Consider the following 22537-nt stretch of genomic DNA (forward strand, 5'->3'; position numbering starts at 1 on the left):
TCCACGGAAGCCGAGTCATGGCAGCACCGAGGAAGTACCCAGAGGAGCTTCGGGAGCGGGCGATCAGGATGGCCGTCGATCTGCGGCGTGACTCGACACCAAGACGGGTGCATTGACGGGGTGGGTGGCCAGCTCGAGATCAACCCGGAGACGTTGCGCAACTGGGTCAAGGCCGAGGTCGACGAGGGCCATTGACGTGACGTGACGAGACGAAAGAAGGCGAAGCGGATCGCCGAGCTCGAGCTTGAGGCCAAGGAGCTCCGGCGGGCCAACGAGATCCTGCTGCGGGACACCAGGCGCGACACGACGGGCGACGCGGACATGCGCGTCCGCGCCCGCGAGCCGCGTCCTTCCGCCGCGTGCTGGACGCGGGTCTGAGGCCTTGCCTACCGGACCGGCCGAGGATCGGACAGTAGGCGCTGGAGCCGCGTGGAACTGCGCGCTTGAAGGCTGAATCGAACGGCGCAACATTCCTAGAGGGGTACCTAGCGGGCGGTATCGGTTTCTGACTGAACTGGCATCAGTCGGGTCAAGTGCCCGTAGGTCCACCTGCTGACAGGGCCGCGGTCTCGCAACGTGTCGTGACAGGACTAGCACTTCGGCCACACATCCCTGCGTGCCGGGTGAGCAGTTGCGCTTCTGCAGCACTAGGGCCGATTCACCAGCTGAGGCATAGTGGTCAGAAGCGCCGTCGCGCGCGTGAGGAGCAGGGAACCATGGCCAACCACGTGTACTCGATCAGCGAAATTGTCGGAACGTCACCTGACGGAGTCGAGGCAGCCGTAGACAACGCCATCGCCAAGGCAAGCACCACCCTCCGCAACCTCGACTGGTTCGAGGTTCAGAACATCCGAGGCCAGCTGGATGGAGAGGGGGTCGCTCATTGGCAAGTGACCGTGAAGATCGGTTTCCGCCTCGAGGACTGAGGTGAGCTCGAGCACCCGAGGACTGGAGCCGGCGCCCTGGTCGGCCGCGCGGAGAATGGCCACGCTCGCCGGGTCTGCCCCTGGCGGCGCGTTCGGCGACGCCGCCCCGAGCCGCGTCACACCGCCGCTTGTCGACGATCGCGTGACGCAGGGCGTGGGCGGGGCCGTCGGGTCCCGCAGACCGCGACGGAACCGCGAGCGCACGGCCGGGAGCCGGGAGCCCACAGGCCTGGTCACGCCGGAACGGACGTCAAGACGCGGTTGACCCCGGGACGGCGGAGAGGGCGACTGCGACGAAAGCGAGCCGGATCGTGGCGGGGCTGAGGTCAGGAGTCGCCGCCCTCGTCTGCCGGCCCATCTGACCAACCCGGCAGCTCGTCGTGACTGATGCGGAAACGCCTCAGGTCGTCTTCGTGTTGCTCCGTGTCGACCGGGTCAGGGAGCTCAGCCTGAGCCTTCTGCGCTTGCTCTGGGTCGCCCCGGTTCTCGAGAATCTCAATTATCTGCTGCCTCTCGATCTCCATGCTTCCTCCTGGCCGTCGTGTCGGCGCCGTCGTGGCTTCGAGTCCCCTAGTCGGTACCCAGTCGGACGCACTCCAGTTGGTCTCAGCGGCGATTGCCGAGCACGTGGGAACTGGATCGAGCCAATCTCAGCCGCTCGCAGTCCCTTCAGTGCGTGGCACACCGTGAAGGCGAGTACTTGACCAGGTCCAGATGATGATCTCCAAGCCCCAGGCAATCGCGAGACGGGCCCAGGCGGCGACATAGCGCCGGGATAGCCATCCTGCCAACGCTGCCGTGGCGGTTGGACTTGTAGCTTCTGCGGTGAAGCGATGAATCACCGCTCACGTGCGTCACACCGCCGCTGGTCGACGATCCACTGGGCAGGACATCCGCGCTCAGAACATGAACACCGCGGACTAAGGGCTCGCGCTGCGGTTACACCACATGGAACTCGATCCTGTAGACCAATGTGCCGTCGTTGATCGGCCCTGAGTGAGCCGCCCGGTCACGCAGGGCCTCCCTGTCGATTTCCCCCGAGGCGCGTACATCGTCGTCAGTCACGGCGGAGAAAGGCAGGACTTCGAGGGAGTCGATCTCGATGACCACGCCGGCGGTCGGGTGGCGGCCGCCGACCTTGACTTGCGGCCGGCTCCACAGCCGGATCGAAACGGTGACCTCGCCGCGCGCCACTGCGTCGCGAAGGTCTTGACTGAACATCACTCTGACACGTTACGTCCGCGCCGCTGAGCCCCACACCCGGGTCGGGGGCGATTCGCACGTGCCCCCCGACGACGACAATCTGTCCGTAGATCGCCTCTGAGGTTGCGATCCGCCCATTCAGGGAATCCTCGCGAATGCGCATCACTTCGCCACGTGGCGTCCTGGTGCGCCACGCGCATGTCACGGCGTCGCGCCGGGCGCGATTGCGCGCGGCTTCTTGAGCCCTCGGGCCTCAGGCGTCCTACGCGTCGACGCGGTTCAATCCACCGAAGATGCGGCAGCGGTGGAGTGCCCAAGACGGCGGCGCGCAGCCATCGCGACTCTGGTCTTGGCGTTGAACCCGAACTTGAGCGCCTTGTCAGCTACCGACCCGTCCGGCGGCAACAGGCCCACTTGGCGTGCGAACCTCATCTGGTCGAAGACGACTGTGTTGGTCGCAACCTTGCCGTCACGCAGGACGAAGTGGTCGATTCCGTCGAGCTCGATCTCCTTGCCGGTACCGGTAATCCCGAGCTGCACGCCAATATGGCGTCCCGTCATCCGCCAGTGAACCAACGCGTCGTCACCCGACCCGGCGATAGCCAGCACTTCGAGATGGAAGTCTTCGATCGCGGTGAACTTGTCAGCGAAGTAGGCGGCCACTTCATCAGCGCCGCGGCATGTGGCGTCCGGGAAGTACTCGACGGTGGAGACGGTCCAGAACTGGCGCATGCTCGAGATGTCGTGCTCATTGAGGCGGTCGAACATCCAGCGGAGAAGGTCGGTGGTCGCGAGGTCTCCGGGAGGCGCAAGAGGGGGCATACGACGACCATGGCACCAGCGGGGTGATGCCGCAGGCGTTCGGGGTGGCAAGACGACTCACGTCCCGCGTAGCCGCCAGGGGCCCGACCAGCACCTCGTGCCCCTCCCAGGACCAGCCAGGTGGAAAGCCGCCCGCTTGGGCGCGTGCCACCCTCAGAGGAGGCGCGGCCACCGCCTGTCCACGCTTCCTATCGCCGCCTGACGGGCGGTCCACCGAATCAGGCCGACGACGTGGCGTCGGTAAGGGTCGTGAGTGCCTGCCGGCGTGGCTAGAGCCGCGTCCATGGCCCTGTATTCGACGACGCTGAGCGGTTCCCTGCAGAACCAGGTCTGCCTGCGGCCCACCAGCGCTCGTCACAGATCTCCCCAAGCGCAAATCTGGACGCGGTAGTAGCGGCGCCTCTCGGGACCGCGCGGTCACGATGACATGCGTCGCCAGCCGGACCGGGTGAATACTGTCCTGACGCTCGACCCCGCTCGGGAGGGCCCTCGGACAGGAGGAGATGTCATGGCATCGGTTCGAACGCACCTGTGGTTCGGGAACAACAAAGCCGTCGAGGCGGCAAACTTCTATGCCGAACACATTCCGGACTCGGCCATCACGCGAGTCTTCACAGCCCGCACCGAACCGGACAACCCCGTCGCTGAGGTCGTGGAGTTCACTGTTTCCGGACATGAGGTGATCGGGCTCAACGCGGGACCAGACTTCCACCTCGACGAAGCGTTCTCGTTCTATCTCCGCGTCGATGGGCAGGAGGAGGTCGACCGGTACTGGCAGATCCTCACCGCAGACGGCGGCGAGCCTGGCCCGTGTGGCTGGTGCAAGGACAAGTTCGGCGTCTCTTGGCAGGTCATCCCCCGCGAGCTCGAGGAACTGTCAGGCGACTACACCTCCGCGGCTAATCTGCGGGTCTGCCAGGCGATGCTCAAGATGGGCAAGATCGACATCGCCGCCCTTCAAGCCGCCTACAAAGGCGCCTGACCGTCCTCAACCCCCGCCTAAAGGTGAGCCGGGCGGTCGCGACATCCGCGCGGCGGGAGCACCATGACCGGGAGGCAGGCAGCCATAGCCCGTGGTGTCCTTGCCGAGGCAAGTAGAGCAGGCCTTCCACGGTCCCGGAACCACCGACCTGGGCGCGACCGCAGGGTCATGTTCGCGTAGGAACAGGGGTGCACGGCGATGGCCGGGATGGTCCGCGGCGCCAGGACCGTTGCCGCGTCGGGTCAGCCGCTCGAGGAGGTCGCACAAGGCATCCCTCTCCGAAGCGCCGAACCAGGGTGGGCCCGCGCCTGGGCTGACCGTTCGCCCCAGGGTGTCGGCCCAGCGGTTCGCCAGCTGATACCGCGTTGACCCCCATGCTGGGGACTAACGCGAGCCGCAGACGTGTTGTACGCCTAGACGGCCCCTCGAGGTATCGGACGTCGGCGACCACGGGGAAGGTGCTAGTCGAGAGGATCGTGCCATGGGTTCTGAGAGTCCTTTGAGTGACGCCACCCGAGCCGCCCTCAGCCGCAGTCAGGTCATCGACTTGACGACCACGGGCAGGCGGACCGGCCAGCTGCGGCGCATCGAGATCTTCCTGCACAACGATGACGGTCAGCTCTTCATCACCGGGATGCCGCGGGCGGACCGGACGCGAGACTGGATTCACAACATCGAAGCCGATCCGCACGTCGTCGTTCACCTGAAGCAGTCGCTGGCCGCGGATGTGCCCGCAACGGCGCGAGTCGTCACCGACCCCGACGAACGCCGGCCCCTGATCGAGGCCGCCGCCAGGCGTTGGGGTCGCACGGATGTGCCGGACATGCTGCGACACAGCCCGCTCATCGTGCTGACGATCGACGACGGCTCTTCTCACGAACAGCCTGCTCGCAGCGGCTGACGGCCAGCGAACCAAGAGGGAACTCCCGGGGCGAGGTGCGTGACGTGAGCGGCCGCCACCCAGGCCTCGACAGTTCTGGGTTCGGCAGGCGGCGCGACGGCCGGCATTCCGCAGACAGGGTCCCGGCCCGGGGATAACGTTGGTTGGTTCACTCAACGGTCGGGGCAGTCGGGCACGGAAGGGATCGGAAATGGGCACGACAGAAGATGTAGAGGTCATCCGGCGTGGGTACGCGGCCTTCAGCGCCGGTGACATGGGGACGCTCACCGAACTCTTCGCTGACGATGCTGTCTGGTACGTGCCGGGCAGGGGATCGCTCGCGGGGACGAAGCAGGGTCGGGACGAGATCCTGTCCCTCTTCGGCGAGTTGATGACGCGTTCGGGTGGGAGCTTGGTCGTCACCCTCGACGAGGTCGTCGGCGGGGACAACCACACCGTGGCGTTGAACACGAACCGAGCCACCCGTAACTCGAACACCCTGCAGCAGAACGCCGTCATCGTCTTCCAGGTGCGCGACGGGCGCGTCATCGAGGCCCGCCAGTTCTTCGACGACACAGCGAGCAACGACGAGTTCTGGGACTAGCCGAAGGACCGGCTATCGGCAGGGACATGCCGGGCGCGCGTTTGGCTCAATCCCACTCGCATCAGAAGACTCGCCGATGACGAACGGGCATACCGCATGATGTCGGGGAGGCAGCACAGCGCCCTGAACCTGTCACACGCCTAGTCGGCCAGGAGAGCCTTTTGGAGACTGGTGACGCGAACCACGAGCGAGCTGCTTCCCTGTCCGCGTCGTGATCGCAGCCGCCGATCCCGACCATGGTTCGAGCCGCGCCGCGGCGGTCTCCCACAGCGACACCGCGCGCTGCACCGTCTCCCGCGATAGTCGGGGGCGCACCGACACTCCCGGCTGCTTCTGTGCTCTTGTCGCCGACTTGTCATAGGGCCGGCTCTGTCCGCCTAGTCCAGGCCGTGGCTGCGAAGGCCAACCCCCATGCGATGACGACGATGCTCGGGAACGCTCCGACGCTTCCGACCAGGTGGGGGTAGAGGGCGCATACGGATCCGAACCAGATGGCCGAGAAGGAGGGCGCCAGCGCACTGACTCGAGAGCCTCTGGCCCCGACCATTCTGGCGACCACAGCCACGAACGCCGCTGCGGCGACAGCGAACCCGAACGCGGCCTGCATCGGGAGGTGCATCAGCTCCCACGTGTTGTCGTCTACGGCGTTCGACCGGATCGCGGTCACCACCGTGACCGCGTTGCCGACGCTCCCGATCGCGGCGATCGTCGCCAGGATGAGCGGTATCGCGGGAAAGGCCTGAAGCTTGGGCCGCGCGGCGGGCCACAGTGTGCGCATGGACGTGACGAGGGGTGCGGCGGCCGAGAGGACGATCAGGGCTCCCACAAGGGCCTGTCCCGGGATACGTCCGACCAGTCCGACGATGAGGATGGCGCAGCCAGACGCGCCAGCGATGTGGAGGAAGGTCCACCATTGGGGGCGCACCGCGAACATGATGAGAGGCCATGCCACGAGGGCGGTGTACAGGAGCCCCCACGACGTTTCCAGCACGTAGTACGCACTGAAGCGCTCATCGTGGAGGGGGACGACCAGGAGGTCGACGAGCCCGAAGAACGGGACGAGCCACAAGACCGCAGCGACCCCGGCGACTGTGCGGGCCGGCCACTGCGAAGCCGCTGCCTCAGGCGCGGCTTCCCTCGCGTGCGATGTCATCTCCGAACGCCTCCCCCCTCTGATCGAGTGTCCGCGTCCGAGCGCTGCACGTCTGCTATTGCTCAACATGAGGGTCGCCTTCTAGTCCGGCGCCTGTCTGCTGGATAGGCGTCGTTCCACGCGCGGGCGACCGCAGCAGCTGGACGCTGCCTGCGGCGACGAAGGCGAGAACAAAGCTTCGCCGGGCAGCAGGGCGATCAAGAGCGGGCCTTGAGGGTTCGCTGCAGAAAGGCCGGTGAGAACACTGGCAGCCCGGTCACCAGCGCGAACGCGGCGATCCAGCGCGGCGGTGTCATGAGTCGTCCAGCGGCTCGTCGACCATCGAGTCCGGTAGGGCGCCTCTCCCCCGCAGGCCCTCGCGCCCCGCGAGCGGGAGGTGCTGCGCGAGATGCCGGGGAACGGACCCACGCCGCCATCGGGGCCCGCCTGCACGTGTCCACGCTCGATCTCGGGACCGAGCAGGGGGTGAGCCGTCGGGTGGCAGCGGTGGTCGCATACGCAGGCCCGACTGAGCGCAGGTGCGGCTGACCCCACGGGCGGGGCGCCGTTCAGGCGCGGGTCGGGGTGGCGGCGGCCAGGCCGCTGGTGAGGGCGAAGAGACTGAGCCCGACGCGGTTCGACGTGCCGGTCTTTGCGAAGACGTGGTCGATGTGGTTGCGGACGGTCTTCTCCGTGATGCCCAGCCGGGTGGCGATCTCACGGGTCGGCGTGGCTGCCGCGACAAGCCTCAGCACGTCGACCTCCCGGTCGGTCAGGCCTGCCGGCCAGGCGCCTCGCGCCGACGTGCGACCGGCCGCGACGAGCACCGCGTCCACTGCGCCCGAGTGCAGGCGGCCGCCCCTCGCATCCTGCCGCAGCAGGTCAGTCGCCTGCCCCGGCGACAGTGCCGCCCGGTGCGGACGTGGCTCCACGAGCCCCTGAAAACGGTCCGCGGCAGCCAGGAGCTGGTCGGACAGGCTGAGGTCCGCACCGGACAGCCGGTTGGGGTAGCCCGAGCCGTCCAGTCGCTCGTGGTGGTGGACGACGAGTCTGGCCTCGGCTGCAAGTGCTGGCACCCGGGCGACGATGCGGCCGGAGAGGAACGGGTGCAGCTGCATCCGCTCGCGCTCGGTCGCGGTGAGGCGACCAGGCTTGTCCCACACGAGGTTGGAGACGCCGATCCGCCCGATGTCGTGCAGGTGCCCGGCCCGGCGGAGGGTCGCCTGCTCGTCCGGCGTCAGCCCCGCATGTCGGGCAGCCGCCCCGACGAGGGCGGCGACTGCACGTGAGTGCCCCAGCGTGTAGGGACTCTTGAGGTCCACGAAGTCTCCGAGGGCCATGACCAGGTCGTCCAGCTGCGCCTCGGTGACCGCCTCCTGCGCCCCCGGGGCCTCCGCCACGGCGAGCTGCCACACGTCATCCGGCAGGTCGAGCAGTGCCCCGGCGTTGTCGGCGAACGCCTCGGCTACCGCGGGGTCGAACCAGCCGCCCCGGCGCTCACGGACCGTCGCGACGCACGCGTCGAGCCCGTGGCGATGGTGGAGCACCTCGGCGATGTCGGCGACCTGCGTGATCCGAATGGCCAGTGGGAGCTGCTCGCCCGAGGCTCCTGCTGGGAGGCCCTTGCCGTCCCACCGCTCGAACCCAAAAGGAAGGGCACCGCACACGTCGTCCCCGAACCCGAGCCGGCTCGCGAAGAGGGCCGCGGAGGAGCAGTGGGAGGTGATCATCGCGGTGAGGTTGCCGCGCGGGTTGCCCAGCAGCTTGCCAGCCATCTTGATCCGCTGTGGCAGGGGACGCCCGTAGCCGAGGCTGCGCAGGAGGAACACGGCATACGGCATCCCCGTCCAGTCGACCTCGTAGGAGGCCGAGCGGACCGCGATGTCGTCACCGAACCACCGCGAGTACTCATGGGAGTCGGCCACGCAGCCGACCCACAGGAACATCGTCGTGTAGAACGCCGTCGCCTGGTCGGCCTCGTTCCCGCCGAGCTGCTCGGCGAGCGCCTTCGAGACGAGCGATGCTCGCAGGACGTGCTCCACCGGCAGCCCCAAGCCGAGGTCTATGGCGAGGGACAGCGCAGCGAGCAGCTCGGCGCGCGCCGGCGCAGTTGGGTTCGAGCCATCCGGGAGGCGATCCCGCATGGCCCGATCCTCCCACGCGCCCCGGTCAGTAGCTGAACGTCGTGGCTCCTTCGTCGCCGATCCACTCCCACATCGGGATCGTGCCGCCGAGCCTCGCGCCCTCGATGAGCCGCGCATCGTCCAGTCCCCTGGACGAGACACAGATCGGGCAGGTGAGGATCTCCCCACCGGCTGCCTGAAAGCGCTTGACGAGGCTCGGCAGGTCCGGGCACCCGGAGCAGGCGGTCCCGACGGCCACCCCTTCGACGGCCAGGCGCACAGCCTCCTTCGTGAGGAACATCAGGGTGCGGCGGCCCGTCTCGGCAGCCCCGACCGACACGAGGAAGGCGACGGTGACGCGCTCGGGGTCCTCCAGCCCGGTGGTGAGGGAGATGACAGCCTTGCTGGTCATGGGACCAGCTCCTTTCGTACGGGGATGTATCCGGTGCAGAGCAGGTCGATTCGGGCGATGCGGCCCGACTCGGCGCCGGTGACGTAGGTCTGCTGCTCGACGACACGCCAGCCGTCGCCGAGCCGGGGCGCCTGCAGCCGGACGCGCCAGCTGAGGTGCAGTCGTCCGGCGACCTCACCGATGGAGGCCTCCAGCAGCTCGAAGGCGTCGGTGTCGCCGAACCAGAACCTGAACTTGTCCGCCACATCGGCAGAGCCCTCCAGCTCGACCATGCCCCCGCTAACGAGGGCGCGTAGGTGGACGTCGTCCTCGAGAGCGTCGGCGAGCATGACGAAGTCCTGGTGTGCCAAGGCTTCGAGCAGACGACCGGCGTGGCCGTAGCCCGTGTGTTCCGCGGTAGTCAGTGATGTGGTCATGTCCGAAGCGTGGCCCGGTGCCGAGCCCGGCGCCTGAGGCACCTGCCCCAGGAACGGCACCCGAAAGGGTCGCCCACGACGTCACTCCGCAGGCGACGCTGCCCTCGGGACGAGGACCCTCAACACGCCATGATCGTGGCGAGGGCGCTTGACTGGGCGTCTGTCCGACGCGATCAACGCATGGTTCCGACTCACTCCCGTTACACGCCCTACTCGCTCTTGGGCCAGATGGGGCCCTGGTCGTTCCAGGTGACATCCTTGTTGCGGCAGAGGCAGAAGGGGTGGCCGACGGGGTCGGTGTAGACGCGCCAGCCGTGGCCGTCGGGGCCGATGGAGTTCAGCTGCAGGGCCGCGCCGAGGGTCAGGACACGGCTCTGTTCGGCCTCGATGTCATCAACTTCGAAGTCGAGATGGAACTGCTTGGGGTGCTCGCCGTCGGGCCACCGTGGAGGGCGGTAGTTCTCCACCCGGATGAAGGCCAGCTCGATCTCACCAAACTGGATACCGGCCCAGTGGCCGGAGCTGCCGCCCTTGACCGGGCGACCAGTCACCTCTGCGTAGAACGCTGCCAGCTCCATCGTGTCGGGGCAGTCGATGATGAAATCGGTGAGTCGCAGCATCCGGCGATATTGCCACCAGATCAGATGATCCCGGGTTGAGACAGTCCGCAGCGTCGCATCGGGACAGCGGATGAATGGCCAACCCGACTCTCCAGGCAGCGACGGACGTGGGTGCCGTCAAGCCTCTTCAGTCGCCAACGTCAGGGTGCGTCACACCGCCCGCGGCCGGGCGCACGACGTGATGAGGCGCTTGATGAGGGAGAATCTCTCGCGTGACCACGACCCGATCCCAGGCAGGTCTGCTCGTCGCAGAACGGGCGCTCCAAGCCGCTCAGCGTGCCGGCGACGTCGCAGCGTTGGACGTGTTGCTCGACGACCGCCTCGTTGCCATCGGACCTGATGGGGCGCGGCACACCAAGAGCGACGACCTGGCCGGCTACTGCTCGGGCTTCTCGGTCATCACTGAGCTCGTCGAAGAGGACGTGGAGGTCCTCTTGGCGGGCACTACCGGCGTCACGTTCGTCACGGCGACCGTCGCCGGCACGTTCGGCGGGGAACCCCTGTCGGCCCGGCTCCGCTACACGCGGACGTGGACGCACGACGGCGAGGCAGGGTGGCGAATCCTTGCAGCCCACATTGCCGTGCTGCCGCCGTCCGGCACTTAGCCACAGCCTGTCGCTTCGCCGCTTGACGCGCGTGTGCCCGGTACCGGACAGCCGAGATCAGTACGTCGGCCCCTGTCCGCTCGACGCATCGGATGGTGCGGTCTTCGCGGGCTCGTCGAGGCGCAGGATCGTTTCCTCGATCTCAGCATTGCGCCCATTGGCGAACGAGATCTCCGTGCCGACGATGACGAATCCCGCCCTCTGCAGCACCTTGAGCGATCCCACATTGTCACTCGCGGCGCGGGCGAACACGGGCCGCACGCGAACCGATTCCAGAAGCAGCGCGAGCGCTCGGCCGGCGATGCCCTGCCGCCAGAAGGACCTGTCGATCCAGTATGTGACCTCTGTATCGCCCGCAACGACGAAGCTGGCGATGCTGCCAACGAGCCGTCCATCGACCGTGACCGCACGGTTGGTCGACTCAGGTGCCGCCAGGACCTTTGCCATATGTGCATCGAATGCGGCGCGGTCGTCGGGATTCTCGACCGTGAAAGCGGCCACCCGGACCGACTCGGGATCCCGCATCTGTTCGAACAATGCATCGAGGTCGAAGTCCTCAACCGGCCGCAGCTCCACCTCAGCCACAATCACCCTCCAACCTGGTCCAGCGATGATCAGCGCGGCGAACGTAGCAGCATGGAGCCGCCCGGTGGACGGTATCGGCCGGCCGGCAGCGCGCCGGGGCTAGGGTCGAGCACATGCACGAACACAAGGGTTTCGATGACGCAGCAGCGTCGTGGGACGACGACGCCGGTCATGAGGAGCGGCAGGTGGCGGTGGCCCAGGCCATCGAGGAGGCCGTTACCCTCACCCCTCGGATGCGTGCACTCGACGTGGGTGCTGGCACTGGCCGGCTCAGCATCTTGCTCGCCGACCGGGTCGGCTCCGTTGTCGTCACCGATCCCTCCGCAGGAATGGTGCAGGTGGCCCGGGAGCGGATCGAGGCGGCCGGGCTCAGTGACCGACTGCGCGCTCTCCAGTTGGACCTCACCACCGACCCGCACGATGGCGCCTACGACGTGATGTGGAGCTCCATGGCGTTGCATCACGTTCAGGACCTGGATGGGCTGCTGCGGTCCGTGGCGGAGCTCCTGGTCAACGGTGGTCGACTGGCCATTGCGGACCTCGACGAGGACCGCGACGGCGCCTTCCATGCCGACAAGGTCGACTTCGACGGGCATCACGGATTCAACAGGCAACGTCTCGCCGAGCAGCTGGCAGACGCCGGATTCGCCGAGGTCAGATTCATCGACGCCACGACCATCCTCAAGGGGAACCGCGAGTTCGGCGTGTTTCTGTGCACGGCCACCAAGGGTCCATGAGCCCAGCGGAGGTCGCTGAGTGGGATACGAGGTTCCGTGCTCGAGCAGCCTCTCGACGCCCCCAGTCCTGACTCGACCTGGTACGCGCACCGCTACCCGCTGACTGAGGCAGTCACGGCGTTCAAACCCTTGCTGACCATGGGCGGTGAGCGTCTACTGGCAGGAAGAGCGTCCGCGCTCCGCGGCCCTCGCGAGCAAGAGGAGGCGAAATGTCGGAGGAAGAGTCGAGGGCGGCTGTACGCCGCTTCTTCGACGAGGTCTGGAACAAGGGGAACGTCAGCGAGACCGAGGCGTTCCTGGCGCCAGAGTTCGTCAGCCACAACACCCTCGGCGTGCGGATCGTCGGGCCCCGCGAGTACGGCGGGGCGGTCACCGACTACCGGGCGGCCTTCCCAGACCTACGCACGACACTCGAGGACGTGCTGGTCGACGGTGACCGCGTCGTGGTCCGCGGCACGGACCGGGGCACCCATCGCGGCGACTTCATGGGGTTGCCCCCCTCAGGACGCGTGGTCACGACCACCTGGATCGAGATCTTCCGCATGGAGAACGGCAAGGCCGCCGAGGGCTGGCTCGAATCGGACTCCGCGACCCTGCGCAACCAGCTCGTCCCCCAGACGGGCTGACAGCATGCCCGGCCCTCACGCCGGAGGTTCAGAACCGCTCTCGCACAATGAGATCCGAGCCTTCACGCCGAGTGAGGGTCCGGCAGCACGTCGCGCCACGAGTGCTGCGGTGAGTAGCCGAGCAGGTCGCGGGCCTTGTCGATGGAGTAGAAGGTCTCGTTGCGGCCCATCGGGCGCCGTAGCTCCACCCCGTCGTAGAAGCGCTCGCGCACCTCGTCGGTCGTCGCCGCGACCGACATGTCGGCGTTGGCGACGTTGAAGACCTCGTAGCCCAGCCCGTCGACCTCGAGGCAGCGCTGCACCATCTGGCCCAGGTCGCGAGTGTCGATGTAGGCGAAGACGTTGCGCCGCCGCAGCGCCGGGTCCTGCAGGAAGGGCGGGAACATCTCGTCGTACTCGTGCGGCTCGATCACGTTGTTGATCCGCAGGCCGTAGATGTCGGCGCCGGTGCGGGCCTGGAACGACCGGGCGGTCACCTCGTTGGCCACCTTGGACATCGCGTAGGAGTCCTCCGGGACCGTCGGGTGCTCCTCGTCCACCGGCAGGTACAGCGGTCGCCGCTCGCCCTGCGCGAAGCAGACGCCGTAGGTCGTCTCCGACGACGCGAAGATGATCTTGCGAACGCCGAGCCGCGTCGCGGCCTCGAGCACGTTGTACGTGCTGAGCACGTTCGTCGCGTACGTCTTGGCGTCCGACATGAGCAGGATCGCCGGCACTGCGGCGAAGTGCACGACGGCGTCGTATGCCGGCTTGGCCGCGAGCTCCAGCTCCTCGAACCGCGCCAGCCCCGCCAGGGCGGAGTACGTCTCGCCTGCGTCCGTGAGGTCGACCTTGAGGTCGGCGACGGCCGGGTCCCGCAGCGGGAGGAGGTCGGCGTTGGTGACCTGGTGACCCTGCTCGGCAAGGAACGTCGCGACGTGCTTGCCCGCCTTGCCGCTGCCGCCCGTGAAGAAGATGCGCATACGTCGATCCAATCACCCGTGCTGTCCGCCCCTGCACTGTCCGCCTTGGCAGGCATGCTGGGCCAGACGACGCGACGATGCGTCGGCCCGGCTGAGGAGGGACCGTTGACGGACTACGAGGTCAGGGCGCTGGCGCCGGACACCTGGGACGCGTACGCGGCGATGATGCAGCGGCACAACGGCGTCTTCGGTGGCTGCTGGTGCACCTACTTCCACACCATGAGCGCCGAGAAGGAGCGCACCTACGACGCCAACTGCGCGCTCAAGAAGCGCCTCGTCCACGAGGACCGGGCGCACGCGGCGCTCGTCTTCGACGGCGACGAGGCGGTGGCGTGGGCCCAGTTCGGGTCACCCGCTGAGTTGCCCAACATCTACCACCGCAAGCAGTACGAGGGGGAGCTCGACCTGCTCCCTGACTACCGGGTCACGTGCATCTTCGTCGACAAGCGCTACCGCCGGAAGCACCTGTCAGAGCTCGCCCTACAGGGCGTTCTCGCCCTCGTGGCGGCGGCCGGCGGCGGCATCGTCGAGGGCTACCCGCACGACAACGCGGGCAAGAAGAAGTCCGTCCTCTACGACGGGACCCGGGCTCTCTTCGAGCGGGCCGGCTTCGACTACGTCCGTAGCAAGGGTCAGGGCAACTGCGTCATGCGCCGCACGGTGCCCTGAGCCGCGGTCACCCAGGCACCTCGCCCCGAATCGGCAGCAACGGCAGCAGCATCTCGAGGAGCGCCTGCTCCGTCTGATCCGGCGAGAGATTGCCGTCGAACCGGAGAATCCGCCACGTCGTGGCGTCGCACACGGCGACGACCTGGGCCAGCCGTCGCTCCCGGGTCACCGGGTCCTCGATGGATCCCAGACGGTCGGCGAACGCCTCACGGCACCAGGTCACGTGATAGCTGCGTGCGCGGGCAGCGAGCTCCGGCACACCGGGCGCCTGACCTGCCTCGGCGTAGAGCTTGAGGATGAGCGGGCCGTGGGCCTCGTAGTAGCGCACGAGCGAGTGCAGCGTCGCCTCCGGGGTCCCCCCCGGGGCGGCCGCGCGTTCGGCGGCGAGCCGGACGAGCTCGCGCTCGACGGTGGCGGCGAGCAGGCCGTGCTTGGTGCCGAACCGCCGAATCACGGTCTGCACGGCGACGTCGGCGGCCGCAGCGACGTCGTCGAGCCGGATGCGGTCGTACGGGACGTCGGCAAATCGCCTCAGCATCGCGTCGATGATCCGCTCACCGGTTCGCTCGGCGGCCTCCGCCCGAGCGGTCATCCGATAGGACCGCATCGCCTCCTCTTTCATGCTAGTCATGCTAACGTCAATTATTCGTGTGAGTCGTACTCACATCAATTTCATGACAAGAGGAGCATTCATGGACCACCGACAACTCCCCAGAGAGAGCAGCGACGGGCCGCCGGCCGAGAGCGCCGTCCTCGTCCCGACGCGTCTGGGCCGGCTTCACGTGCGCGTCATCGGGGACGGCACGACGACCGTCCTGTGGCCGTCGATGTTCGTCGACAGCCACACGTTCGACCCGATGGTGGCGTTGCTCCCATCGGGCCGCCGGTACGTGCTCGTCGACCCTCCCGGGTTGGGGCTCAGCCAGGCACTGCGCGAGGTCAGCGACATCAATGGCGCCGCTGAGGCAGCCACCGACCTGCTCGCCGGTCTCGCCGAGGTCGACGGGATCGACGCCCACGGCCCGGTCGACTGGGTCGGCAACGCGTTCGGAGGGCACGTCGGGTTCAAGCTCGCTGCGCGGCCAGGGCTGCTCCGCAGCCTGGTGGCGGTCAGCTCGCCGACCCAACCGCTTCCGGCGTCGCTCCGCAGGCAGATCAACCTCCTCCTGCCGATCCTTCGGGCGGCCGGCCCAGTGGGGCCTGTGCGTTCAGCCGTCGTCAGCGCGATGCTCACCGACGCCGCCGCGGATCGTGAGCCCGTGCGCCGGGTCGTCGTGGACTCGCTGGCCCGTCCCACCGGCCGCAGCATGGCCCTGGCGGTCCGGTCGTTCATCCTCAACCGCGTCGACGTCACCGCGGAGCTCGCCGACCTCACCGTCCCGAGCCTCTTCGTCGCCTCCGACGACGGCGGCGACCTCAGCCCTCAGGATGCAGTGGAGGCAGCCTCGCTCGCGCCCGAGGCCGAGGCGGTGACGATCGAGGGCGCACGCACCTTGATTCCGTTGGAGCAGCCGGAGGCCCTCGCCCTGCAGATCCGCCGGTTCTGGGACCAGCTGCCCTAGGGATCGAGGCCGCACGACGCGGCACACCGGCATACTCGCTCGAGTCGTGAACGCGCCACCCTGTCCTCTCGACAGGACGGGGGGTTGTTCATTGCCCCGCCGGTGGGCAACACCGTGGCGCCGTGGCCGACACACTCGCCGACCGCTCGGACCAGCCGAGCGGCCACCCCCGGGCCATACTCGGGGACGTGCCGACACGCCCCGGTGACTTCGTGCTGACGATGGACGAGCTCCGCTCCATCACTGCGTATGCCGTGTCGTGCGCCGAGCCTGCCCTCCTCCTTTTCGAGAGGGCGCAGCCCAACGACCCGCGCCCGGCGGCGGCGCTCGAGGCCGCGCGAACCTTCGTCGAGGGCGCGCCCCGCTCGCGCCTCCAACGGACAGCCGCCACCGACGCCCACCGCGCCGCGAAGGAGGCGTCGACCGAGCCGGCCCGGCACGCAGCGACCGCTGCGGGCGATGCGGCCGCCGCGGCATACCTCCATCCGTTGGCCAAGGCGACGCAGGTCCGTCACATCCTCGGGTCGGCCGCCCACGCCGCCCGGGCCGCCGAGCTCGCCCGGGGCGATGACCCGGTGGTCGCGGAGTATGTCGTCACCGCCGCCGCCAAACGGGCGACGCCCGTCGTCCTCGACGTGCTGTCGCGCTATCCGCGGGCACCGCAGGGGCGCACCCGGGTCGCGGCCCTCATGACGCGGCTCGACAGCCTGCTCCGGGACCCGCCGCCCACGCCCCGCATCGTCGACGACCCCGGCCCGTTCTTCCACGGGACCCGGGCCGACGTGGGCGTCGGTGATCTCCTGACCCCGGGGTGGCGCTCCAACTACGGCTCGGGCCGTCAGTCGAACCACATCTACATCACGGCCAGCCGCGAAGGCGCACCGCTGGCCGCCGAGCTCGCCCGCGGCGACGGGCCGCCGCGGGTCTACCGAGTCGAGCCGGTCGGCACCATCGAGGACGACCCGAACGTCACCGACAAGCGCTTCCCCGGCAACCCGACCCGGTCCTACCGCACGAGGGAGCCGCTGCGTGTCGTCGAGGAGGTCGTGGGCTGGGAGCCCCCGCCGCAGGATTTGGTGGCGCACATCCGCGAGCGAATGGGGGAGCTCGCCGAGCTCGGGATCGAGGCCATGGACGACTAGCCGCGTCGCGACGATGATGCGCATCGCGGCGACGACGGGACCGATCAGGGAGACAGATGACGGACTACGAGGTCAGGGCGCTGGGGCCGGACACCTGGGACGCGTACGCGGCGATGATGGAACGGCACGGTGGCGTCTTCGGCGGGTGCTGGTGCACGTGGTTCCACACGATGAGCGCTGACAAGGAGCGCACCTACGACGCCAACTGCGCGCTCAAGAAACGCCTCATCCACGAGGACCGGGCGCACGCGGCGCTCGTCTTCGACGGCGAAGAAGCGGTGGCCTGGGCGCAGTTCGGGTCACCCGCTGAGCTGCCCAACATCCGTCACCGCAAGCAGTACGAGGAGGAGGCCGACGTCCTGCCCGACTACCGGGTGACGTGCATCTTCGTCGACAAGCGCCACCGGCGGCAGCACCTGTCGGACCTCGCCCTGCAGGGCGCCCTCCATCTCATCGCGACGGCAGGCGGCGGCATCGTCGAGGGCTACCCGCACGACAAGGGCGGCAAGCGGGAGGCCGTCCTCTACAGCGGCACCCGGACCCTCTTCGAGCGGGCCGGCTTCGAGCACATCCGGAGCAAGGGACAGTTCAACTGCGTCATGCGCCGCACCGTGCCGTGACGGTGGTCCGACCTGGTCCGACGTGGTCTCGGCTACTGCGACGCCACCCAGGCGTCGATGGCCTCAAGCACGGTGTCGGCGACGCCGTGCTTCGGCACGAAGCCCAGCAGGGTGCGGGCCTTGTCCATGGAGAACATCGGGGAGCGACCGATGTGGTCCAGCGTCACCTCCACCTGCTCCGGATCGAGCGTCTTCGCGAACTCCGCCCACGGCATGAAGTCCAGCTTCGGCTCGTGGCCGAAGTGGCGGGCGATGAGCTCGGCGTAGCCGCGGAGCGTCAGCGCCTGCGTGCAGACACTGTTGAAGCTCTCTCCCGCCGCGGCCTCCGGCTGCTCGAGGCAGGCCTGGTGGAGACCGGCCACGTCCTCGGCATGGACATGGTGGACGGTCTCCAGTCCGCGGTCGGGCAGCGTGCACGAGCCGTCGGTGCGCAGGGACTCGATGACGACGGGGTCGACGTTGCCGGCCGGGCCGATGGGCATCCATCCGGGGCCGCTGATGTGGCCGGGATGCACGACGCTGGCGCGCACCCGGTCCTGGGACATGAGGTACTCCTCGATGGCGAGCTTGGCGACGCCGTACTCGCCGTACGGGTGCTTCGGCGCGTCCTCCGTGGTGGGGACGAGAGTGCTGGGGCCGTAGGACCAGACGCTTCCGGTGTGGACCAGGTGCTGACCGTCGAGTGCCTCGACGAGCTGCTCGGCCTGCGCGGTGGTGAAGCACGTGAGATCGACGACGGCATCGGGTCGCAGACCGGCGACGAGCGTGCCGAACTCGCCGTCGCTCTCGGCGGCCTCCCGGTCGCACGTCACCATCTCGACATCGCCCCAGAGCGGGTCACCGCGATACGGCTGTCGCGCACCACGGCTGATGACGAGCGTCTCGTGCCCGGCCCTGACCAGGCTCGGAACCAGGTAGGTGCCGATGTGCCCTGTACCGCCGATGACCACTATGCGCATGTCGGCAACGTACCCAGCGCCGGCTCGGCCGCGGGCGCTGGGACCACGGTGGCAAGGTGAGCGGATGGAGATACAGCTCAGCATGCTGATCCTCGAGGTCCGCGACCTGGCGAGGTCGATCGCCTTCTATCGAGACCTCGGTCTCGACGTCCCGGATCCAGTGTCGGATCGCCCTGTCGTCATCCACCGGATGGGCAGCGGCGTCAGTCTGCTGCTGACGACGTCGTTCGCCGCCACCTACGACCGCGCCTGGACGCGTCCAGCCGGGGGCTATCAGCAGCTGCTCGAGTTCTACGTCGGCGAGAACGCCGTCGTCGACCAGCGTTGGGCTGACCTCGTCGCCGCCGGCCACCCGAGCCGCATGCCACCGACGCAGACCACGGGCCCGTACGCCGCCATGGTCGATGATCCCGATGGCAACGTCGTCCTCCTCACGTCCGACGAAGGGGCTCGGGTCGACAAGGACGACGCGCAGCCTTCGCCATGAGCCGGCTGCCTACTTCCACCGGAAGTGGACGAAGACGCGTCCGAAGTTGTCGGAGTCCTTCTCGACCCGGTGGTAGAGGGCCTTGATGTCCTTGCGGTCGAGGAAGCGCAGCACGCGCTTCTTGAGCTGCCCGGATCCCTTCCCCGGGATGATCTCCACGAGGGGCGCCTTCTTCTCGACCGCCTCGTCGATGATCGCCCGGAGCGCTCGCTCGATCTCGTCCCCGCGGTTGTAGATGTCGTGCAGGTCGAGCTTGAGCTTCACCACCGGATCCTCGCACGCGGGCGAGGTGGCGCGGGTCCTGGAACTCGCCTACCGCATACGTCCGTAAGGGACGGACGAGCAGGTCCCCGAGAACTAGCATCAACCGACTGCACAGCGGCAGTCACCGACCGAGGAGCGCGGATGTCACTCGCACGGATCCACAACCTGGCCATCTCGCTCGACGGCTTCGCCACCGGCGAGCCGCAGTCTCTGGAGGCACCCTTCGGCCATGCGGGCCAGCGACTGCACCAGTGGATGTTCGCCACCCGGTACTGGGACGCGAAGGGAACCACCGGAGTCGACAACGCCTTCGCGGAGCAGAACACGCCCGGCATCGGCGCTGAGATCATGGGGGCCAACAAGTTCGGGCCGCCCGGATGGCAGGACGACCCGGACTGGACGGGCTGGTGGGGCCCGAACCCGCCGTTCCACTCACCGACCTTCGTGCTCACCCACCACCCGAGGACCTCGATGGTCATGGAGGGTGGCACCACCTTCTACTTCCTCGCGGCCACCCCGGGAGAAGCCCTCGCGGCCGCCAGCGAGGCAGCCGATGGCCGGGATGTCCGCATCGGCGGCGGCCCCACCGTCGTACGCGACTTCCTGGCCGCTGGGCTCGTCGACCACATGCATGTCGTCCAGGTCCCGATCCTGCTCGGTCGCGGCGTCCGACTGTGGGACGGACTCGAGGCTCTCGAGGATGCCTACGACGTCGAGACGGTCTCGTCTCCCACCGGCGTCACCCACCTCACCTTCACACGCAAGGCCTCCTGAACGCCGACCAACAGCAAGCTCGCTGGGCAGGAGAGCGACCTCGTTCGTTGTAGGGATGATGGGCCGATCGAGCCGGGCGCTTCGCCTGCGTGAAGGAGTGCAGACATGAGCAGACCGTTTCGCTTCGGGGTCGTTGCCCCGGTGCTTACTGACCTGCCGACCTGGCGGGACACGGTGCGCCGCATCGCCGACGGCGGATATTCGACCCTGCTGATGCCCGACGTGCCGCAGTGGCAGCCTGCGCCCGCCCCGACGCTCGCGATGGCCGCGGCCCTGACGGACCTGCGCGTCGGCACCTGGGTCTACGCCTCCCCACTACGCCCCGCCTGGAGCACCGCATGGGAGGCGCACTCGATGTCGCTGCTCACTGAAGGTCGCTTCGAGATGGGCATCGGCACCGGACGGCCAGGCATCGAGGACGAGCTTCGGGAGCTGGGGATGCCTGTGGAGCCACCGAGGGAGAGACTGGCCCAGGTCCGCGAGACCGTGGCGACGCTGCGACACCTGGACGGCCCGGACGTCCATACGCCGGTCGTCATGGCCGTGCGCGGGCCGAACGCCCAGGCGCTGGCCGTCGACGTCGCCGACACAGTCACCTTTGCAGCACTTCCGGGCGACACTCGCGCCGACATCACCCGTCTCGCACGGAACTTCCGCGCCGTGCGGGACGTCGAGCTCGCGCTCCACGTCCCCGTCATCGGCGACGACATCGCCCCGTTCATGGCGTCCGTGCGAGACACCGACCCAGCTGCGCTCCGGGAGGCGGACTCGCTGGCCGTACTTCCGGGTGACCCGGCGGCCGCCGCCGAGGAGATCCAACGGCGGCGCGAGGAGATCGGCTGCTCCTACTTCGTCTTCGGCGCCGGCTCCACGGAGGTGCTGGCCCCGATGGTGGCGCTACTGGCCGGCCAGTAGCGCGCACCCTGCCGTGGTTCGCCTGCCGGATCAGCGGGTGAGCTCTGCTTCCTCGTCCAGCCGTGCCAGCTTGGAGGGGTTGCGCATCGCGTAGATGTGGGTGATCCGGCCGTGCTCGACGGCCACGCTCACGACTGTGGTGCCGAATCTGGGCATCTCGATCCGGGCTGCCGGCGCACCGTTGAGCCAGATGGTGCCGATCAGCGCCTCGGCGCCGACCCGGGGGAAGACCGACAGGAAGGCTGTCACCCGGTCAGCGCCCTCGACCGGACGCCGCACGGCCTGCGCGAGCCCACCGCCGTCAGCCACGAGGACGACGTCAGGGGCGAGCACCGCCATCAGGCCCTGTACGTCGCCGGTCGTCACCGCGGCCATGAACCGCTCGAGCACCTGCTCCTGCTCCGTCCGGTCGACCTGCATCCGAGGCCGCCGAGCCGCCACGTGCTCACGCGCGCGATGGGCCACCTGACGCACGGTTGCCGTTCCCTTGCCGACAGCCTCCGCGATCTCGTCGTACGGCACGTCGAAGACCTCGCGCAGCACGAACACCGCCCGCTCGGTCGGAGTCAGCGTCTCCAGCACCGTCAGCATCGCGATCGAGACACTCTCCGCGAGCTCGACGTCGTCGGCGACATCCGGGCTCGTCAGCAGCGGCTCCGGCAGCCACTCACCGACGTACTCCTCCCGCCGGCGGGCGAGGGTGCGCAGCCGGTTGAGCGCCTGCCGCGTGACGATCCGCAGCAGGTAGGCCCGCGGGCTCCGCACGCCGGCCTGCCCGTCGTCACCGAGGTCCGCCCACCGCAGCCACGTCTCCTGGACAACGTCCTCGGCATCGGCGGCCGAGCCGAGCATCTCGTAGGCGACGGTGAAGAGCAGGCTGCGGTGGACGAGGAACGGGTCCTGGCTCATGCCGTGGAGCGTACGGTGGCACGCTCCGCCATCGGCTTGAGGCCACAGGCGTTGGCGAAGCCCTCCGACTCGATGCCCAGGGCCACGTTCGAGCGCGTGGTCAGGTTGGCGAAGCCGATCACGCTCGTCAGCTCGATGAGCCCGGCCGCGCCGAGCTGCTCCGCCAGGCTGGCGACCATCTCGTCGCTCACGACAGGCGGCGTCTGGCTCATCGCCTCGGCATACTCCAGCACCTCTCGCTCGAGCGGAGTGAACACCTCCGACACGCGCCACCGCGGGATCTCGCGGGCCCGGTCCACGTCGAGTCCATGGTTGTTGGCCATGAAGTAGTTGAAGTCCAGACACCACGAGCAGCCGACGAGCGACGCCACGGCCATGTGGGCGAACGACTTCAGGCCCTCGTCGCACTGGTCCCACTTCTGCAGCTTCTGGCCGAAGCCCATGCTGGCCTTGAGCGCTGGGACGTGGTGCCACATCACGCCCAGCGACTCGGGCACCTGACCGAACATCTTGGCGCTGAACCTCTTCACCATCGCGCCGTACAGACCCGTGATCTCCTTCGGCGGGATCCTGGTGGTCATCATTCCTCCTGGTGGGAGCG

The 22537-nt window shown here is 68.3% G+C and carries 30 protein-coding genes; 15 read left to right on the forward strand and 15 right to left on the reverse strand.

Going from position 1 to position 22537, the window contains the following annotated elements; all coding sequences use genetic code 11:
* Window positions 1–201 precede the first annotated feature (201 nt).
* Together AC3WRT_RS07730 and AC3WRT_RS07735 are read left to right on the forward strand one after the other, a co-directional pair.
* Window positions 202–378 (forward strand): hypothetical protein, encoded by a 177-nt coding sequence (locus tag AC3WRT_RS07730; RefSeq protein WP_492720890.1) that lies wholly within the window; start codon window positions 202–204, stop codon window positions 376–378.
* A gap of 338 nt (window positions 379–716) precedes the next feature.
* On the forward strand, window positions 717–926 hold the full coding sequence (locus AC3WRT_RS07735; RefSeq protein WP_492720891.1) for a dodecin: 210 nt from the start codon (window positions 717–719) through the stop codon (window positions 924–926).
* Window positions 927–1252: 326 nt separating this feature from the next.
* Here the strand turns inward: AC3WRT_RS07735 and AC3WRT_RS07740 are convergent, their stop codons facing one another.
* The 3 genes from AC3WRT_RS07740 to AC3WRT_RS07750 all read right to left on the reverse strand — a co-directional run bounded on the left by AC3WRT_RS07740 (window position 1253) and on the right by AC3WRT_RS07750 (window position 2951).
* The gene (locus AC3WRT_RS07740) at window positions 1253–1450 is read right to left on the reverse strand and encodes a hypothetical protein (RefSeq protein ID WP_492720892.1); all 198 of its coding nucleotides are present in this window, start codon (window positions 1448–1450) and stop codon (window positions 1253–1255) included.
* 415 nt (window positions 1451–1865) lie between these two features.
* Entirely contained in the window at window positions 1866–2147 is a 282-nt protein-coding gene (locus AC3WRT_RS07745; RefSeq protein ID WP_492720893.1) for an ASCH domain-containing protein, read from the reverse strand.
* A gap of 261 nt (window positions 2148–2408) precedes the next feature.
* Window positions 2409–2951, reverse strand: a complete 543-nt coding sequence (locus tag AC3WRT_RS07750) for an ester cyclase (protein ID WP_492720894.1) — start codon at window positions 2949–2951, stop codon at window positions 2409–2411.
* A gap of 508 nt (window positions 2952–3459) precedes the next feature.
* On the opposite strand from AC3WRT_RS07750, the gene AC3WRT_RS07755 reads away from it, so the two are divergent.
* The 3 genes from AC3WRT_RS07755 to AC3WRT_RS07765 all read left to right on the forward strand — a co-directional run bounded on the left by AC3WRT_RS07755 (window position 3460) and on the right by AC3WRT_RS07765 (window position 5417).
* Window positions 3460–3933, forward strand: a complete 474-nt coding sequence (locus AC3WRT_RS07755; RefSeq protein WP_492720895.1) for a VOC family protein — start codon at window positions 3460–3462, stop codon at window positions 3931–3933.
* 499 nt (window positions 3934–4432) lie between these two features.
* Window positions 4433–4834, forward strand: a complete 402-nt coding sequence (locus AC3WRT_RS07760; protein ID WP_492720896.1) for a nitroreductase family deazaflavin-dependent oxidoreductase — start codon at window positions 4433–4435, stop codon at window positions 4832–4834.
* Window positions 4835–5024: 190 nt separating this feature from the next.
* Window positions 5025–5417: a nuclear transport factor 2 family protein gene (locus AC3WRT_RS07765; RefSeq protein ID WP_492720897.1), complete on the forward strand. Its 393-nt coding sequence runs from the start codon at window positions 5025–5027 to the stop codon at window positions 5415–5417.
* A 355-nt stretch (window positions 5418–5772) separates the two neighbouring features.
* Here the strand turns inward: AC3WRT_RS07765 and AC3WRT_RS07770 are convergent, their stop codons facing one another.
* The 5 genes from AC3WRT_RS07770 to AC3WRT_RS07790 all read right to left on the reverse strand — a co-directional run bounded on the left by AC3WRT_RS07770 (window position 5773) and on the right by AC3WRT_RS07790 (window position 10120).
* Entirely contained in the window at window positions 5773–6570 is a 798-nt protein-coding gene (locus AC3WRT_RS07770; protein ID WP_492720898.1) for a hypothetical protein, read from the reverse strand.
* Window positions 6571–7118: 548 nt separating this feature from the next.
* On the reverse strand, window positions 7119–8693 hold the full coding sequence (locus AC3WRT_RS07775; protein WP_492720899.1) for an HD domain-containing phosphohydrolase: 1575 nt from the start codon (window positions 8691–8693) through the stop codon (window positions 7119–7121).
* A 25-nt stretch (window positions 8694–8718) separates the two neighbouring features.
* A complete protein-coding gene (locus AC3WRT_RS07780) occupies window positions 8719–9084 on the reverse strand; it encodes a DsrE family protein (protein ID WP_492720900.1) in 366 nt (121 codons plus the stop codon).
* Complete coding sequence (locus tag AC3WRT_RS07785; protein WP_492720901.1) at window positions 9081–9500, reverse strand: hypothetical protein; 420 nt, start codon at window positions 9498–9500, stop codon at window positions 9081–9083. Before AC3WRT_RS07785 ends, AC3WRT_RS07780 begins: the two co-directional genes overlap by 4 nt.
* Window positions 9501–9709: 209 nt before the next feature.
* On the reverse strand, window positions 9710–10120 hold the full coding sequence (locus AC3WRT_RS07790; protein ID WP_492720902.1) for a VOC family protein: 411 nt from the start codon (window positions 10118–10120) through the stop codon (window positions 9710–9712).
* Between the two features lie 212 nt (window positions 10121–10332).
* On the opposite strand from AC3WRT_RS07790, the gene AC3WRT_RS07795 reads away from it, so the two are divergent.
* A complete protein-coding gene (locus AC3WRT_RS07795) occupies window positions 10333–10725 on the forward strand; it encodes a nuclear transport factor 2 family protein (RefSeq protein WP_492720903.1) in 393 nt (130 codons plus the stop codon).
* Between the two features lie 57 nt (window positions 10726–10782).
* Here AC3WRT_RS07795 and AC3WRT_RS07800 read toward each other — a convergent pair whose 3' ends face one another.
* A complete protein-coding gene (locus AC3WRT_RS07800) occupies window positions 10783–11310 on the reverse strand; it encodes a GNAT family N-acetyltransferase (protein ID WP_492720904.1) in 528 nt (175 codons plus the stop codon).
* A gap of 113 nt (window positions 11311–11423) precedes the next feature.
* Between AC3WRT_RS07800 and AC3WRT_RS07805 the strand changes: the two genes are divergently transcribed.
* Window positions 11424–12047, forward strand: a complete 624-nt coding sequence (locus tag AC3WRT_RS07805; protein WP_492720905.1) for a class I SAM-dependent methyltransferase — start codon at window positions 11424–11426, stop codon at window positions 12045–12047.
* 209 nt (window positions 12048–12256) lie between these two features.
* Window positions 12257–12673 (forward strand): ester cyclase, encoded by a 417-nt coding sequence (locus AC3WRT_RS07810; protein ID WP_492720906.1) that lies wholly within the window; start codon window positions 12257–12259, stop codon window positions 12671–12673.
* Between the two features lie 62 nt (window positions 12674–12735).
* Here AC3WRT_RS07810 and AC3WRT_RS07815 read toward each other — a convergent pair whose 3' ends face one another.
* Window positions 12736–13635: an NAD-dependent epimerase/dehydratase family protein gene (locus AC3WRT_RS07815; RefSeq protein ID WP_492720907.1), complete on the reverse strand. Its 900-nt coding sequence runs from the start codon at window positions 13633–13635 to the stop codon at window positions 12736–12738.
* A 105-nt stretch (window positions 13636–13740) separates the two neighbouring features.
* On the opposite strand from AC3WRT_RS07815, the gene AC3WRT_RS07820 reads away from it, so the two are divergent.
* A complete protein-coding gene (locus AC3WRT_RS07820; protein WP_492720908.1) occupies window positions 13741–14304 on the forward strand; it encodes a GNAT family N-acetyltransferase in 564 nt (187 codons plus the stop codon).
* Window positions 14305–14311: 7 nt separating this feature from the next.
* On the opposite strand, the gene AC3WRT_RS07825 is transcribed toward AC3WRT_RS07820, so the two are convergent.
* Complete coding sequence (locus tag AC3WRT_RS07825; protein ID WP_492720909.1) at window positions 14312–14926, reverse strand: TetR/AcrR family transcriptional regulator; 615 nt, start codon at window positions 14924–14926, stop codon at window positions 14312–14314.
* Window positions 14927–14996: 70 nt separating this feature from the next.
* Between AC3WRT_RS07825 and AC3WRT_RS07830 the strand changes: the two genes are divergently transcribed.
* The 3 genes from AC3WRT_RS07830 (at window position 14997) to AC3WRT_RS07840 (ending at window position 17628) form a co-directional block, all read left to right on the forward strand.
* Window positions 14997–15866, forward strand: coding sequence for an alpha/beta fold hydrolase (locus AC3WRT_RS07830; protein ID WP_492720910.1), 870 nt, complete (start codon window positions 14997–14999; stop codon window positions 15864–15866).
* Window positions 15867–15988: 122 nt separating this feature from the next.
* Window positions 15989–17008, forward strand: coding sequence for an NAD(+)--rifampin ADP-ribosyltransferase (gene arr / locus AC3WRT_RS07835; RefSeq protein ID WP_492720911.1), 1020 nt, complete (start codon window positions 15989–15991; stop codon window positions 17006–17008).
* A gap of 56 nt (window positions 17009–17064) precedes the next feature.
* Window positions 17065–17628, forward strand: coding sequence for a GNAT family N-acetyltransferase (locus tag AC3WRT_RS07840; protein ID WP_492720912.1), 564 nt, complete (start codon window positions 17065–17067; stop codon window positions 17626–17628).
* A 32-nt stretch (window positions 17629–17660) separates the two neighbouring features.
* On the opposite strand, the gene AC3WRT_RS07845 is transcribed toward AC3WRT_RS07840, so the two are convergent.
* Entirely contained in the window at window positions 17661–18587 is a 927-nt protein-coding gene (locus AC3WRT_RS07845; RefSeq protein ID WP_492720913.1) for an NAD-dependent epimerase/dehydratase family protein, read from the reverse strand.
* 64 nt (window positions 18588–18651) lie between these two features.
* Between AC3WRT_RS07845 and AC3WRT_RS07850 the strand changes: the two genes are divergently transcribed.
* Window positions 18652–19074, forward strand: coding sequence for a VOC family protein (locus AC3WRT_RS07850; RefSeq protein ID WP_492720914.1), 423 nt, complete (start codon window positions 18652–18654; stop codon window positions 19072–19074).
* A gap of 9 nt (window positions 19075–19083) precedes the next feature.
* On the opposite strand, the gene AC3WRT_RS07855 is transcribed toward AC3WRT_RS07850, so the two are convergent.
* Complete coding sequence (locus tag AC3WRT_RS07855) at window positions 19084–19338, reverse strand: Smr/MutS family protein (protein ID WP_492720915.1); 255 nt, start codon at window positions 19336–19338, stop codon at window positions 19084–19086.
* Window positions 19339–19479: 141 nt separating this feature from the next.
* Between AC3WRT_RS07855 and AC3WRT_RS07860 the strand changes: the two genes are divergently transcribed.
* Window positions 19480–20112 (forward strand): dihydrofolate reductase family protein, encoded by a 633-nt coding sequence (locus AC3WRT_RS07860; RefSeq protein WP_492720916.1) that lies wholly within the window; start codon window positions 19480–19482, stop codon window positions 20110–20112.
* Window positions 20113–20217: 105 nt separating this feature from the next.
* Window positions 20218–21027, forward strand: a complete 810-nt coding sequence (locus AC3WRT_RS07865) for an LLM class flavin-dependent oxidoreductase (protein WP_492720917.1) — start codon at window positions 20218–20220, stop codon at window positions 21025–21027.
* Window positions 21028–21057: 30 nt separating this feature from the next.
* On the opposite strand, the gene AC3WRT_RS07870 is transcribed toward AC3WRT_RS07865, so the two are convergent.
* Entirely contained in the window at window positions 21058–21936 is an 879-nt protein-coding gene (locus tag AC3WRT_RS07870) for an RNA polymerase sigma-70 factor (RefSeq protein WP_492720918.1), read from the reverse strand.
* Window positions 21933–22517 (reverse strand): carboxymuconolactone decarboxylase family protein, encoded by a 585-nt coding sequence (locus AC3WRT_RS07875; RefSeq protein WP_492720919.1) that lies wholly within the window; start codon window positions 22515–22517, stop codon window positions 21933–21935. Before AC3WRT_RS07875 ends, AC3WRT_RS07870 begins: the two co-directional genes overlap by 4 nt.
* Between the last annotated feature and the right edge of the window lie 20 nt (window positions 22518–22537).

It is taken from the genome of Terrabacter sp. FW104-15G4B (genome assembly GCF_058790095.1).

Bases quoted from the DNA above. Each gene is read 5' to 3' on its own strand.
- AC3WRT_RS07735 (WP_492720891.1), top strand. From the start codon at position 717: ATGGCCAACCACGTGTACTCGATCAGCGAAATTGTCGGAACGTCACCT.
- AC3WRT_RS07740 (WP_492720892.1), bottom strand. From the start codon at position 1,450: ATGGAGATCGAGAGGCAGCAGATAATTGAGATTCTCGAGAACCGGGGC.
- AC3WRT_RS07745 (WP_492720893.1), bottom strand. From the start codon at position 2,147: ATGTTCAGTCAAGACCTTCGCGACGCAGTGGCGCGCGGCGAGGTCACC.
- AC3WRT_RS07750 (WP_492720894.1), bottom strand. From the start codon at position 2,951: ATGCCCCCTCTTGCGCCTCCCGGAGACCTCGCGACCACCGACCTTCTC.
- AC3WRT_RS07755 (WP_492720895.1), top strand. From the start codon at position 3,460: ATGGCATCGGTTCGAACGCACCTGTGGTTCGGGAACAACAAAGCCGTC.
- AC3WRT_RS07765 (WP_492720897.1), top strand. From the start codon at position 5,025: ATGGGCACGACAGAAGATGTAGAGGTCATCCGGCGTGGGTACGCGGCC.
- AC3WRT_RS07770 (WP_492720898.1), bottom strand. From the start codon at position 6,570: ATGACATCGCACGCGAGGGAAGCCGCGCCTGAGGCAGCGGCTTCGCAG.
- AC3WRT_RS07775 (WP_492720899.1), bottom strand. From the start codon at position 8,693: ATGCGGGATCGCCTCCCGGATGGCTCGAACCCAACTGCGCCGGCGCGC.
- AC3WRT_RS07780 (WP_492720900.1), bottom strand. From the start codon at position 9,084: ATGACCAGCAAGGCTGTCATCTCCCTCACCACCGGGCTGGAGGACCCC.
- AC3WRT_RS07785 (WP_492720901.1), bottom strand. From the start codon at position 9,500: ATGACCACATCACTGACTACCGCGGAACACACGGGCTACGGCCACGCC.
- AC3WRT_RS07790 (WP_492720902.1), bottom strand. From the start codon at position 10,120: ATGCTGCGACTCACCGATTTCATCATCGACTGCCCCGACACGATGGAG.
- AC3WRT_RS07805 (WP_492720905.1), top strand. From the start codon at position 11,424: ATGCACGAACACAAGGGTTTCGATGACGCAGCAGCGTCGTGGGACGAC.
- AC3WRT_RS07810 (WP_492720906.1), top strand. From the start codon at position 12,257: ATGTCGGAGGAAGAGTCGAGGGCGGCTGTACGCCGCTTCTTCGACGAG.
- AC3WRT_RS07815 (WP_492720907.1), bottom strand. From the start codon at position 13,635: ATGCGCATCTTCTTCACGGGCGGCAGCGGCAAGGCGGGCAAGCACGTC.
- AC3WRT_RS07825 (WP_492720909.1), bottom strand. From the start codon at position 14,926: ATGAAAGAGGAGGCGATGCGGTCCTATCGGATGACCGCTCGGGCGGAG.
- AC3WRT_RS07830 (WP_492720910.1), top strand. From the start codon at position 14,997: ATGGACCACCGACAACTCCCCAGAGAGAGCAGCGACGGGCCGCCGGCC.
- AC3WRT_RS07840 (WP_492720912.1), top strand. From the start codon at position 17,065: ATGACGGACTACGAGGTCAGGGCGCTGGGGCCGGACACCTGGGACGCG.
- AC3WRT_RS07845 (WP_492720913.1), bottom strand. From the start codon at position 18,587: ATGCGCATAGTGGTCATCGGCGGTACAGGGCACATCGGCACCTACCTG.
- AC3WRT_RS07850 (WP_492720914.1), top strand. From the start codon at position 18,652: ATGGAGATACAGCTCAGCATGCTGATCCTCGAGGTCCGCGACCTGGCG.
- AC3WRT_RS07860 (WP_492720916.1), top strand. From the start codon at position 19,480: ATGTCACTCGCACGGATCCACAACCTGGCCATCTCGCTCGACGGCTTC.
- AC3WRT_RS07865 (WP_492720917.1), top strand. From the start codon at position 20,218: ATGAGCAGACCGTTTCGCTTCGGGGTCGTTGCCCCGGTGCTTACTGAC.
- AC3WRT_RS07870 (WP_492720918.1), bottom strand. From the start codon at position 21,936: ATGAGCCAGGACCCGTTCCTCGTCCACCGCAGCCTGCTCTTCACCGTC.
- AC3WRT_RS07875 (WP_492720919.1), bottom strand. From the start codon at position 22,517: ATGACCACCAGGATCCCGCCGAAGGAGATCACGGGTCTGTACGGCGCG.